Genomic DNA, 13,460 nt, shown 5'->3' with positions numbered 1-13,460 from the left:
AGTTCTATGAGTCATGTGCTTACCCGTTTGGGCTGGTCATCGCCAGCCATTTTCTTATTGTGTTGCATGACAAGCATTACAACTCACACACTAATCACGGTTTTTTAGCTTGTCAATGGGCTTTGTATCGGATAAAAAGCAATACAAATTCGCTTATTGTCTGGCTTAGAGCATGACAAGCAGGGATAAAGCACCATGAGTCAATTCGAACAACTGCTGGACGAACTCAAAGCCAACGCGGCGTTGCAACGCGACAAGGCAGAAACCCTTTATGCCCAACTGGCCGAATCGCTGGCCGAAGCGATCGGCAACGGCAAGCTCAAGCCGGGCGAACGTCTGCCACCCCATCGCGATTTCGCCAGTGCACTGGGGGTGAACATCACCACGGTGACCAAAGCCATGGCGGTGCTGCAACAAAAGGGACTGGTGGAAAGCCGCCCGGGCCGCGGGACGCAAGTTGCACAGCCGCGGCATCCGGCGGCGCAGTTTCAGTCGGCCCCCAGCAATGACCCGGGCACCGTCGACCTGAGCGTCAATCGCCCCGCCACCCATGGCTTCAATCGGGTGTTGGCGCAGCTGTTGCCGCGCCTGGCGAGCGATCCGCGTTTTGCCGACATGAAGGACTATCACCCGTCCGAAGGTCCGCTGTGGGCCCGTGAAGCGGCGGCGCAATGGCTGCGCCACACCGGCGTCGAGGCCCAGGCCTCGCAGATGCTGATTTGCGAAGGCGCCCAGCACGGGATCGCCAGCACCTTGCGCAGCCTGACCAACAGCGGCGATACCGTGCTGGCCGACAGCGTGACGTATCAAGGCATCAATGCCTTGTGCCGTTCGCTGGGGCTGATTCTGGTCGGGGTCGACGCCGATGAGCGCGGCATGTCCCCCCAAGCCCTGCGCCAGGCCTGTGTCGAACATCAGCCACGCCTGTTGTTTCTGGTGCCGTCGATCCATAACCCGACCGCCATCACCCTCGATGCCGAGCGCCGCAAAGAACTGGCGACGGTCATTCGAGAAACCAGCCTGCTGGTCATCGAAGACGATGTCTATCGTCCCCTGCTGGACAAGTCGCCGGCGCCTTTCGCCGCGCTGCTGCCGGAGCGCACGATCTATATCTCGGCCCTGTCCAAATGCATCGCGCCGGGTCTGCGCATGGGGTTTGTCATGGCGCCGCAACCCCTGGTACAGGACATCGCCGCCATGCAGCGCATCGACTGCTGGAGTACGTCACCCCTGACGGCGCTGATTGCCGCCCGATTGATCGAGGACGGTCATGCCGAGCAATTGGTGTCGGAGCAGCGCGAAGAACTGCGCATTCGCCAGGCGCTGCTGGCCACGCACCTTGAAGGCCTGGAGTTCCAGCACAGCGCCACCGGCACCCACGCCTGGCTGGTACTGCCGGAGCCCTGGACCGGCTCGCGTTTCGCCCGCCTGTGTCAGGACCGCGGTGTGGTGCTGCTGGCCGGCGGCGCCTTCACCTTGCGTCCGGAACTCTCGCCGCAAGCCGTACGCATCAATATCTCCGCGGCCTTGTCACGGGAACAGTTGATCAAAGCCCTGACCATCATCAGCCAGTTGGCGCGTCAGGGTCACCTCCACATGCACAACCGGATCTGAGGACATGACACAGCCCGTTCATTGCGAAATTGCCGTTATCGGTGCCGGCGTTGTCGGCGTTGCCACCGCACTCTGGCTGCGTCGCCAGGGTTACCAGGTCGTGTTGCTGGAGCGCGACGCGATTGCCAGCGGCGCGTCCTATGGCAATGCCGGCACCCTGGCACCGTACGGCGTGATGCCGATTGCCCAGCCGTCGCTGCTGAAGGCGATTCCGTCACTGCTGTTTTCGAAGGAGTCGCCCTTTGTCATCAACTGGGCACGTCTGCCGAGGTTGATGCCTTGGCTACTGCGGTTTCTCAATGAATGTCGCGCTTCGCGCTGCGAGGCCAACACCCAGGCCCTGAGCAACATTCTCCAGCACACCTACAGCGGCTATGCGCCGCTGCTGGCCGACGCTCCGCTGGCCGACCGGCATTTGCGTCACAATGGTTGCATCTATGCCTATGGCACCGAGCAAGGCCTGGCCGGTGCGCGACCGGCGATCGAATTGCGCCGCGCCTTGGGCATTGCCCAGCAAGAGCTGAACGCAGCGGATGTCGAACAACTGGAGCCTGCGCTGGCAGGCAAGGCGGTCGGCGGCATTCTGTTTCCCGAGTCGTCGCACATGGATGACCCGCGCGCCTTCATCGAAGCGCTGGCCGCGCCACTGATCGCCGAAGGCGCAGTGCATCAGGCGACGATCACCACCGTGCAACGCAAGAGTGACGGCCTGTACCTGGGCAGCGCCGAAGGGAAAAGCTGGCGCGCCGATCGCGTCGTGCTGTGTGGCGGCGCCTGGTCCGCGGCACTGGCGCGTCAGGTGGGTGATCACATTCCACTGGACACCGAACGCGGCTACCACATCGAATTCGATCTGCAGGACACCCTGCTCAACCGCCCCTGCTGCCCGGTGGAAAGTGCGTTCTACATGACGCCCATGGCGGGACGCCTGAGGGTCGCGGGCACGGTGGAACTTGGCTCGATCAATGACCCGGCCAATCCGCAACGCTTCGACTACCTGGAGCGCCACGTCCGCCGGGTCATGGGCCTGACCCAGCCGGTCGCGCGCAAGTGGCTCGGGTTCCGCCCTTCCCTGCCTGACTCGTTGCCGGTCATTGGACCGTCACCCAACGAACCGCGATTGATCTATGCCTTCGGCCATCAGCACCTGGGCCTGACCCTGGCTGGGGCGACGGGCCAGTTGGTGGCTGAATGTATCGCCGGCAAGGCGCCCCAATGGCTCGACAGCTTTTCCGTGCAACGCTTCTGAGCAATGCCTTCCAAAGGAGTGCAATTGATGCAAACAATCGAACGCAAGCAGACCAACCAGCGCATGAGCCAGATCGTCATCCACGGCAATACGGTCTACCTGGCCGGGCAAGTGGGGGAAGCGCGTCACGACATCACCGGTCAGACCCGCGATGCCCTTGCACGGGTGGATGACTTGCTGGCACAGGCCGGTTCGTCACGGGAGCAGATGTTGCAAGTGACCATCTGGCTTGCTGACATGGCGGATTTCGCCGCCATGAATGCCGTGTGGGATGCGTGGGTACCGGCGGGCCATGCCCCCGCCCGCGCCTGTGGCGAGGCGAAGCTGGCAGACCCGGCGCTGTTGGTCGAAATCATCGTCTGCGCCAACCGGGGTTGAGTCGGGACGGCTTCAGTCAGCCCCTTTGCGCACCGCCCGCCTGACCTCGGCCTGTATGGCATAGGCCGGAGCTTCCACGGCATTGAAATCATGGGTATAGCGCTGGGCAAATCCCTGCACACCCCATTCCTGATACTGCTGCACATGCTTGAGCTCGTGAGCCCAGAGCGCGACGTCCGTTTCTGCGGCTTGGGGGGTGCGGAAGAGGATGATGTCGATCAGCGTCACGGCACCGACATCGGGGTTCTGCAGCATGGCAGTGGCGGCGCTGAACTGGCCGTTGTCGCTGATTTTGTAGCGCGCGGCATCGAGGACGCCGGGGTCGTACCAGGCCAGCAGTTGCTCACGGATAGGCGGTGGAATGGGTTGGGTGCCGGCGATGGCGGCTTCATCGCGGGCCTGGGTCAGCCACAACGCCAGGGCCGGCGTCGCGATCAGGTAAACGTCCTCGGGCACCATGTCCGGCAGGCAGATGCAGCCGTCCAGGCACACCTGTCTCTCGCCAGCCGGGCAGTCGCTGGTCTGGGCCGGCACTTCAAGCGCCAGGCATAGAACAAACAGCGCCACCAGGGGCGTGGTGATGGACGGCATTCGACACTCCGGGCAGCGGACAGTGGTGAACCGTTTCCGGGTCAGGCATTGACCTGGAGTTCATGCAGAAGAAAACCCAATGATTCCGGGGCTGCGCAATGACTTTTTTCCGAGCGTTGTTCATCCCATGGCATCGCGTCATCGGTGCAGAAATCTCCAATGCATTCCATGTTCAGCTCGGCGTCGAGCAGTCCGAGCGGAATCCAGAAATAAGGTGTTTCGCGAAGTACATTAGGCACGGTCGAGCCACATCGCGAGCAAAAGTCATTTCTGTACCCGCTGGGTTTGCGCCAACCGGTGATCGCCTCTTGCCCTTCTTCCCATCGAAAGTGGCGAGCATTGACCAGTGTGGCGAGATTATGGCCGACCCCGGTTTGCTTGCGGCACAACGTGCAATGGCAGCGATAGAAAAATCGTGGCTCAACCGCCAGGGAAAAGCGTACAGCCCCGCAAAGACATTGCCCTGATGCCATGAGTCCCTCCTTGAAAAATGTTCATCCGTATCGGCTTGCGCCATGAAGTCCGCTTGATCACTGGTGACCGAGCAGTTCACTCGCCAACAGCGCTTTCAACGCCATCGGCTTGGCAAAGTGATAACCCTGGGCCTGCCCTGCGCCCATTTCACGCAGCAGTTCCAATGTCGCCTCATCCTCGACGCCTTCGGCCACCACACTCAGGTCCAGCGACTCGGCCATCCGCACAATCGCACGGACGATCGCGCGACTGCGCGAACTGGTGGTCAGTTCGAGGATGAACGACTTGTCGATTTTCAAACCGCTGAAACGGTACTGATGCACATAGCTCAGGGAAGAAAACCCTGCGCCGAAGTCATCGAGCACCACCGACATGCCGTTGTCGGCCAGCTGCTGCATGGTCTGTCGGGCAATCGCCGGCTCGGCAACCAGCGCCCCTTCGGTCAGCTCCAGGCAGATCCGCGACGGCGACACCTGGTGCTGCGCCAACAGTTCCAGCACCTCACTGGCGAAGCCGGGGCGCGTCATGCTGTAGCTGGAACAATTGACGTGCACCGCAGGCCAATTGGCGTGCTCGGGCTGCGCGAGGATCGCGGCAATACTGGTCAGCATGTACAGGTCCAGTCGACCGATCAGGCGCAAGCCTTCGACGTCCGGCAGGAACTCGCCCGGCGCGATCACCCGGCCGCCCGGCTGATGCCAACGGATCAGCGCTTCCAGGGCCAGCAGCTCGCCGGTTTCGACGCTGACGATCGGCTGGAAATACGGCAGCAGTTCGTCAGTACGCTTGAGCGCGTTGCGCAAGGCCCCTTCCCGTTCGACCTGGTCCGAGACTTCACGGCGCACTTCCTGGTTGAACACCGCGTAGCTGTCGCGCCCGGCACTCTTGACCCGGTACATCGCCGCATCGGCATCGCGCAGCAAGTCGGCGGGCTCGTGATGAAACTGACTGTCGGCGCTGACGATGCCGATGCTGCAAGACGAAAAAACCTCATAGCCATTGATGAAAAACGGCAGGTCGAACGCCACCAGGATCCGTTCGGCGATTTCGATCAATACGTCCAGCGGGGCCTCGGGCGCCAGTACCGAAAACTCATCGCCTCCCAGGCGTGCCAGCATGTCGGTCTCGCGCAGACAACCGCGCAAACGCTGGGCCGCCTGCATCAACAGCAGGTCGCCAAAGTGGTGGCCGAGGCTGTCGTTGACCATCTTGAAGCGGTCCAGATCGATGAACATCACCGCCAGGTGCCCGCCTTCGCGGCCGAACCGCGACCAGGCCAGATTGAGGCGCTGTTGCAGGTAGGTGCGGTTGGGCAGCCCGGTCAGCGCATCGTGGGCGTTTTCGTGCTGCAACTTGGCATTGGCGTGATCGAGTTCGCGGGTGCGGCTCTGCACCCGGGCTTCGAGCTTGAGGTTGGCGGCATGGATCGCTTCGGCGGCCGTGCGTCGCGACAGCGCCGTGTCGATGTGCCGCGAAACGAACGTCAGCAGTTCCTGGTCACGCTGGGTATAGCGCACCTGCGAGGTATAGCTTTGCACCGCCAGCACGCCACGCACCGCCTCGTCTTCGAACAAGGGAATGCCCAGCCAGGAGTAAGAGCGTACAGACTCATGGGCAAGTTCGATTTCACCTTGCGCGGACAAGCGTTCGGCCTCGGCAACGTCGATCAGGCAAGGTCGGCGCTGACGGATCACATACTCGGTCAGGCCCCTGCGCCCTCGCCGTGCCGGCGGGCAGGTCGTCTGTCGTTCATCCACGTAATAGGGAAAAGTCACCTCGCCGATGGTGTCGTCGAACAGCGCAATATAGAAGTTCTGCGCGAACAGCAGGTCACCGACGATGCCATGCAGGGTCTTGAACAACTCGGCCATGTCACCGGGCTGGCTGGACAGTTCGGCAATCTGGAACAGCGCGCTCTGCAGATGTTCGGCGCGTTCCCGGTCCGCCACTTCCTGGCGCAATGCATCGTTGAGTGCGGACAGTTCCAGGGTGCGGCGTATCACCGTTTCTTCCAGGTCCTCCCGGTGCAGGATCCGGTCCAGCGCCATGGCCACGTGACGGGCGACTACCAGAAACAATGCACGGTCTTCAGCGCTGTAGATTCGCGAAACGTCGTAGACCTGCATCGCCAGCATGCCAAACACGTCATCCGAGGCGTTTTTCAACGGTGCGCCCATCCAGAACTCGGGACGATCACCCACACAGTGGAAACGGTTTTGTGCCTGGGCCGCGAGAATGCCGGCGGCGTCGATCAACAATGGCTGGCCACTGGTCAACACCTGCCCGGTCAACGACAGGCGCGAAGGGTCAAGGTATTCATAGTTTTCCGATTCCAGGGCATCGACGTCGATGATGTCGACGTAATACGGGTAATCAATCTTGCCCGTGTGCGGGTTATACAGCGCGAGATAGAAGTTCTCGGCGTCGATCAGGCTGGCCAGCAGCCGGTGAACCCCCACCAGGAACACAGAGCGGTCACGGGTCGAACTGGCCAGATAGGTAATTTCATAGAGCACACGCTGGGTGATCTGCGCACGGGCCAGGGTATTGGTCTGTAGCTCGATGCCCAGGCGCTGGGCAAAGTCCGCGAGCGCAGGTTCAGCAGCCTGATTGACGGGTGCGAGGAGCCAACCCAGCTCACTTTCGCCTCTGCCGGTCGGCCAACGGTGCAAGTTCGAAGTCCGGCAAAAGGCTTCAAACGCCTCATTGGCAATGCTCGAAGGCCATTGCACCCGTGGATCGCCTTGCCCGACCCAATGCATTTGTTCGCCGGCGCGGTAGAACACCCAGGCAGTGCTGTGGGCCCAGTGGCGCGCCGAGTCCAGCACCTGTTCGATCGAGTCTTCGTTGCCAGCGTAAGCCATGCCGACAGTATCCGGATTCACTATGGGTTGGAGTGCGGCCACTTCGCTATGGCTCGAATGCCGCCGGGAGTCGGTCAATGTACGAAAACTCATCAGGGCTCCCTAAGCCAAACTGCCGAAACTCACTGACTGATTGCTAGCAATATGCCATCTATCATCTTATTTATAGCTTATAGCGTTTTTTTCAAGGATTTGTTCACTTTAGTATCAGGTATGAGACGGGCTGCAAATTATTCGCTGTGTATTGCCCGGGTCGGCATCTTTACCGGGATGCGTTCCGTCGTCCTGAATGACGCGAGAACCGCAGTGGCGGCAACCGGCCCAGATAAAGAAACGCCACTCTGTTGCAGACCGCGTTTACACACGGCCTGCCATTGAGTGGCGTTTCAGCGATGCTGTCTATGGATTGTCTCAGCCATCGGGCACAGGGTCTGACTAACCCCTGCATTTCAATGTGACGTATCAGTCGTCATTGTCATCGCGATCACGGTAGCGACGGTGGTCACGATCATCGCCACGACGACCATAGTCACGGTCATAACCCTGATCATCGTCCCCTCTCCAGTCATAACCACGGCGATGATCATGATCGTGATATCGCCCGTACCGTTCTCCGTCATCCCAATGCGGGCCGCAGCCTCCCAACAACACGGCGCTGGAAATGGCCAAGATCAAGATGACTGCGCGATTCATGAAAACGTCCTGAATGTCGGGATTATCGAAGGGTCACGGCTGCTCGAAACGTTTATCCGGGCAGTGTTCAGACAGGCTTATGACCATTGCGTAACCCAATGATTCCGCTGGCAAATACAAAGAAGTGACGGGTCACTCCCAGCGACCCCGCCATCGAATGCCCGCCGAGACCTACCGGGTGTGTCATCAATAGCCAAGGAGCTGTCGTCGAATGAAAAGCGCCCCTGACACGGGGGTTATCTAATGGCAGTACTGAAAAGGTCTCTGGCGACGAGTCGACGTAAGCGACGCTGCGCCTGAGTCACGAGTTGCCTGGAACACCAGGCAGGAGAACAACAATATGAAATTCGTGAAAACTCTTCTGGCTGCCGTCCCCCTCATGGCGCTGGCCATCGATGCCCAAGCCTATGTATCGAGTCAGGAAGCCGCCCGACTGGGCAGCAGCCTGACGTGGGTGGGAGCGGAAAAGGCCGGTAATGCCGACGGCTCCATTCCGCCCTACAACGGTGGCCTGACCACCGCCCCACCCGGTTTCAAGAACGGCGACAGCATGCGCCCGGACCCTTTTGCCGGCGAAAAACCGCTGCTGGTGATCAACGGCAAGAACGTCGATTCGTACAAAGGCATGCTCACCGCCACCACCGTGGCATTGGCCAGGCGCTACCCCGGCTTTCGCATCGACGTGTATCCGACCCACCGCACGGCATCGCTGCCCCAGGCGGTACTGGACAACAGCCGCCGGAACGCCACCCATGCCAAATCCCTTAACGGCGGGATCGCCATCGACAATGTGATGCCCGGAGTGCCGTTCCCGATCCCGCAATCGGGCGCCGAGGCGATGTGGAATTTCCTGCTGCGCTACCAGGGCGTCAACATCCACTCCAAGTACGACTCCTGGACGGTCGACACGGCCGGCGTACCGAGCCTGGCGGTCACCGGCGAGGCATTCGTCTCCTTCCCGATCTACGAGAACATGTCCAAGCCGTTCAACAGCTCGGACATTTATTATCAGTTGAAATTGTCCTATACCGGGCCTGCGCGCCGAGCCGGCGAGTCGATCATGCTCAAGAACGCCACCAATCCATCGGAGTTTCCCGGCCGCGCCTGGCAGTACATGCCGGCCCAGCGCCGGGTCAAGCAGATTTCGATCCTGGCCTACGACACCCCCAACCCCGGTACTGCCCGTGCGCTCGAGCTGTATGACTGGACGCTGGTCGGCAAGCAGGAAATGATCGTGCCCTACAACACCTACAAACTCACCTACGCTCGCGACGCCAAATCCCTGACCACGCCGAATTTCATTGCCCCGGATTTCGTTCGCTGGGAAAAGCACCGGGTCTACGTCGTGGAGGGCAACCTCAAGCCCGGCGCCAGGCACATCTACCAGAAGCGCCGCTTTTACCTGGATGAAGATACCTGGGCCGCGGTGGCCTCCGATCAGTACGACACCGGTGGTCAGCTGTATCGTGGCTCCTTCGCTTTCTTCAGCCAGAGCTATGACCAGCAAGTCCCGGATGCCACGCCCTTCATGACATACGACCTGTCCAAAGGCACCTACAACATCAATGGCGTGGTCGGCCCTCATGGCGGCATCCGCTACATCGAGCCGCTATCGACGGCGCAGTGGGTGCCGGAATCCATGGCGGGCGCCGGTATTCGCTGAGTTCGTGGTGGCAGAGCCCCCTGATTGGAAAAAGGGGGCGTGAGCTGCGCGGATCAGCTCTCGCTGGCAACAACCGAGTCTTGAGTCGCCTCGGCAGCCAGCTTCAATCGGTCAGCCTTGCTGATGTACTTATCCTTGCTTTTCGGTGCCAGTTTGGCACTCGCCTTTTTGGCGTTAGCCTTTAACAACTGATTTATTTTCTTGCGACGATTCATGCTGTTCTGCTCAACGGGTAGTTCTTGAATGATATCAGCTTAAACATTCAGGCCGGGCTGCCATATCCCCCATAACTGGGGTCCTTCACCCACCCCTCCGGGGAATTACCACCAAATGGGAGGAATAGCCCCCGGTTCTGCTGCCGGCTACCCAGTCAACAACTTGTTCATTTATCTGAATTTTTTCTTTGCCCGGATGATGGCTCATTAGTTGCACTCCCCCACTTGTGCCCACAACAGCGGTCGTCCCGGACATGGAGACGACGGGACATCAGGCGAGGGGTCATAAAATGAAAAGCGCGACACCACAATGCAATTCCTTCGACCGGCTGCGCAGATCAAGCCTGCCTTGCGCGATGCTTCTTTCCCTGGCCACGGCAGACGCTGCGCCACTGGATGATGTCAGCCCGCCGCCGCCGACTGACCCCTCAGCCTATACCAACCCGCCGGCTGACCCCCAGGCCGCGCTGGATGCCATTCTGACCATGCCCCCTACCAACGAGGGCGCCATCGCCCTGCCCAACGGTGTGTATGGCGACCGGTACACGCCACGGGCCGAGAACGTGCTGCCGCCAGCACTGCAGACCTCGTTCAAGATCCCCACCAACGGCAAGCCCAGTCCGCTGTTCGGGGCGCAGCCGTACACTCAGCAACTGCTGTTGTTCGAAGAATTCGGCACGGAAAAACTCGACCCGACACTGCCAGCACCGCCCCTGACGTTCCCCCCTCCGACCGTCGGCCCGGCGCCCGTGCAGGACCCGAACAGCATCGCCCGCAGCGGCCCTTCGGCCGCGGCGCTGGAAGCCTTCATGCGCCAGCCCGGGCTGTACCCGTTTCCGTCACAGTATTCCAACGTGCTGGACCGTAACCCGTGGAAAGCGCAGGTAGAAGCCTTCCTCAACCGCCATCCGGTCGGCTCGCCGGCCGAAGGTCGTCCGCCAGGAAAAGGCTGGTCGCACCAGCGCTGGAACGAGTTCTACCCACAGGTCGCCTTCAAGACCGCTCAAGCGGGCGCCAAGCTCAACGGCGGCATGCGCGACCGCCGCCAGTTGCACAACTATGCCGTTGGTGAGTTCGGGCCGGGCGGCCTCTACAACCAGACGTCGGACGCCCCGGTCATCGCGGGCACCACCAAAGGCATCGACACGCGTTTTCACCCCAACATGCCAATTCAGAACCACAAGGCGCTCTGGACCTTCGACGGCACCTTTCCGCCAAAACTGTTGATGGTGCGCTACGGCCAACCGGTGCTGATGCGGCACTACAACGCCCTGCCGATCGATCCGGCGGCGAACATGGGGTTTGGCTTGCACACCCTCAGCACCCATGAACACAACGGCCACTCCCCGGCCGAAAGCGACGGCTATGCCAATGCGTTTTTCTTTCCTGGCCAGTACTACGACTATCGTTGGCCGATCCAGCTGGCCGGCTATGACAGCATCAACACCACTGCGCAGGATCCGCGCGCGGCGTTCCCCTGCGCTCCGGGTGAAACCCTGTTCGTCAACGATGCCTCACCAGGCCTCAAGACCTGCAACAACGGCAGCATCAAGATCCGTGGCGACTGGCGCGAGACCATGAGCACCCACTGGTTCCACGACCACATGCTCGATTTCACCGCGCAGAATGTCTACAAGGGCAACGCGGTGATGATGAACTATTACAGTGCCATGGACCGCGGTAACGAAGCCATGGAAGACGGCGTCAACCTGCGTCTGCCCAGCGGCTCGGCGTTGCCTTGGGGCAACCGTGACTACGACGTCAACCTGATGGTGGCCGACAAGGCCTGGGATGCCAACGGTCAACTGTGGTTCAACCCGTTCAACACCGATGGCTTCCTCGGCGATCAGATCCTGGTCAACTGGCAGTACCAGCCGCGCTTGAACGTGCGTGCGCGCAGCTATCGCTTCCGCATCCTCAATGGCTCGGTGTCGCGTTTCTTCAGGATCGCGCTGGTGCGTGAAGTCGTCGGCACCGGTGGCGAATTCCCCGGTCCGGCAGGTTCCGGCCTGTCCTATACCCGCGTGCCGTTCCACATGATCGCCAACGACGGCAACCTCATGGAACACGCCGTGCCGTTCGACGGCAGCATGGACCTGGACGCCGACGGCGATGTGCAGGACCACAACTCGATCCTGCCCACCCAGGGCATTGCCGAGCGCTTCGACATCATCGTCAACTTCTCGAAATACGGGATCAAGACCGGTGACAAGCTGTACTTCGTCAACCTGATGGAGCACCAGAACGGCAAGGGTCCGGAGAGTACTCCGCTGAGCCTGGCCGATGTGTTGTCCGGCAAGTACAAAGCGGTGCTCAAACTGGGCAGCAAAGGGCTGGAATGGGACTTGGGTGACCCGGCGGTGGGCAAGTTCATGCAGATGGTGGTGCAGCCTTATGCCGGCCAGGACGTGAGCATGAACCCCGCCGACTACGAGCCCGCCAAACCGGGTAAACCGGTCGGCAAGGTCATGATCCCGCTGACGGTCAACCGCGACGATCCAACGATGCAGGCCAAGCTCAAGACAGTGCGGCATCGCGAGTTCATCTTCGGCCGCTCCGACGGCACCGATGGAGAACCCTGGACCATCAAGACCGACGGTGGGTTCGGCAACCGCGCGGACCTGCGCCGGATTAGCGCCGCGCCGCAACTGGCCACCGGCCCGACCCCGGCCGGGTTCTCCGGCGACGGCACCCTGGAAGTGTGGAAAATCAAGAACGGCGGCAACGGCTGGAGCCACCCGGTGCATGTGCATTTCGAAGAAGGCGTCGTCCTCAGCCGCGACGGCAAGGCACCGCCGGAATGGGAAAAATGGGCACGCAAGGACGTCTATCTCATTGGCCAGGGCATCGACAGTACCGTGGACGTGGACATCGCCATCCGCTTCCGTGAGTTCGCCGGGACCTACATGGAGCACTGCCACAACACCCAGCACGAGGACACCTCCATGCTGATGCGTTGGGATAGCGAGAATCCGGGCCAGTTCCAGTTGATGCCAACGCCCCTGCCAGGTTGGGACGGCGTGACCTACGTCAACTCTGCCGCGCTGCCAACCTTCCGCACTGGCGATACCCGTACCAACGACGATAACCAGAAACCGATCGCCAACCCCGACAGCGCCATCAGCAACACCGGCCAACCGGTGACCATCAACGTGCTGGCCAACGACAGCGACCCTGACGGTAACGTGCCACTTAAAGTGGTGGGTCTGGCACAACCGGACTCCGGCATGGGCTCGGTCAGCACCGATGGCCTGCGCGTGATCTACACGCCACCGGCCACGGTCACCGCGCCATTCACTGCGACCTTTACCTATCAGGCCGCCGATGCCAAGGGTGCGGAATCGGCACTGGCGACGGTAACCGTGGCGGTCTCGGCAGGGGTCGTCGAGAACCTGATCGTCACCGGCGCTACCGTGACCGCCCGCAGTAACAGCCGCTGGTATTGGGTACTGTCCGGCACCACCTCGCGTGGCACGGGCAATACCATCACGGCGACGGCCACGACCACGACCGGCACGGTGAACCTTGGCACCGCCACCCTGACCACTACGCCTACAGGCGCGCGCTGGAATATAGCGGTGACGACCGTCGGCAGCGGTCCGGCGGCTGCCCCGACAGCGACCATCAAGTCGGCCTTCGGCAAGACCGTGACGGTTCCGGTAGTGAAGAACTGAGTTTCAACCTGGCTTTAGTGACGAGGGCCTCAATGGATCTGAGGC

Annotated in this window: 10 protein-coding genes; 5 read left to right on the top strand and 5 right to left on the bottom strand. The window is 61.2% G+C overall.

The features are described from left to right. The first annotated feature begins 195 nt into the window (after positions 1–195). Genes C9422_RS01585 through C9422_RS01575 form a run of 3 tightly spaced genes read left to right on the top strand, consistent with a single transcriptional unit; the run spans position 196 to position 3,241 of the window. A complete protein-coding gene (locus C9422_RS01585) occupies positions 196–1,614 on the top strand; it encodes a PLP-dependent aminotransferase family protein (RefSeq protein WP_116579446.1) in 1,419 nt (472 codons plus the stop codon). A gap of 4 nt (positions 1,615–1,618) precedes the next feature. Continuing rightward, a complete protein-coding gene (locus C9422_RS01580) occupies positions 1,619–2,863 on the top strand; it encodes an FAD-binding oxidoreductase (RefSeq protein ID WP_116579445.1) in 1,245 nt (414 codons plus the stop codon). Positions 2,864–2,890: 27 nt separating this feature from the next. Beyond that, on the top strand, positions 2,891–3,241 hold the full coding sequence (locus C9422_RS01575) for a RidA family protein (RefSeq protein ID WP_116579444.1): 351 nt from the start codon (positions 2,891–2,893) through the stop codon (positions 3,239–3,241). Between the two features lie 12 nt (positions 3,242–3,253). Here C9422_RS01575 and C9422_RS01570 read toward each other — a convergent pair whose 3' ends face one another. The 4 genes from C9422_RS01570 to C9422_RS32445 form a co-directional block, all read right to left on the bottom strand. Further along, entirely contained in the window at positions 3,254–3,832 is a 579-nt protein-coding gene (locus tag C9422_RS01570; RefSeq protein WP_116579443.1) for a DUF4157 domain-containing protein, read from the bottom strand. A gap of 41 nt (positions 3,833–3,873) precedes the next feature. Continuing rightward, on the bottom strand, positions 3,874–4,305 hold the full coding sequence (locus C9422_RS01565) for a GFA family protein (RefSeq protein WP_116579442.1): 432 nt from the start codon (positions 4,303–4,305) through the stop codon (positions 3,874–3,876). 57 nt (positions 4,306–4,362) lie between these two features. Continuing rightward, on the bottom strand, positions 4,363–7,263 hold the full coding sequence (locus tag C9422_RS01560; protein WP_116579441.1) for an EAL domain-containing protein: 2,901 nt from the start codon (positions 7,261–7,263) through the stop codon (positions 4,363–4,365). Positions 7,264–7,632: 369 nt separating this feature from the next. After that, complete coding sequence (locus tag C9422_RS32445) at positions 7,633–7,863, bottom strand: hypothetical protein (RefSeq protein ID WP_116579440.1); 231 nt, start codon at positions 7,861–7,863, stop codon at positions 7,633–7,635. A gap of 340 nt (positions 7,864–8,203) precedes the next feature. On the opposite strand from C9422_RS32445, the gene C9422_RS01550 reads away from it, so the two are divergent. Next, entirely contained in the window at positions 8,204–9,526 is a 1,323-nt protein-coding gene (locus C9422_RS01550; RefSeq protein WP_116579439.1) for a DUF1329 domain-containing protein, read from the top strand. A 53-nt stretch (positions 9,527–9,579) separates the two neighbouring features. On the opposite strand, the gene C9422_RS01545 is transcribed toward C9422_RS01550, so the two are convergent. After that, positions 9,580–9,741, bottom strand: coding sequence for a DUF2986 domain-containing protein (locus C9422_RS01545; protein ID WP_116579438.1), 162 nt, complete (start codon positions 9,739–9,741; stop codon positions 9,580–9,582). Positions 9,742–10,097: 356 nt separating this feature from the next. Here C9422_RS01545 and C9422_RS01540 point away from each other — a divergent pair, with 356 nt between their 5' ends. Then, complete coding sequence (locus tag C9422_RS01540) at positions 10,098–13,415, top strand: Ig-like domain-containing protein (RefSeq protein ID WP_256589843.1); 3,318 nt, start codon at positions 10,098–10,100, stop codon at positions 13,413–13,415. The last annotated feature ends 45 nt before the right edge of the window (positions 13,416–13,460 follow it).

It is taken from the genome of Pseudomonas sp. B1(2018) (assembly GCF_003097365.1).
Classification (GTDB): Bacteria; Pseudomonadota; Gammaproteobacteria; order Pseudomonadales; family Pseudomonadaceae; genus Aquipseudomonas; species Aquipseudomonas laurylsulfatiphila.
Note: the sequence above shows the minus strand (reverse complement) of the source record. Positions and strands in the feature narration are given on the sequence as shown.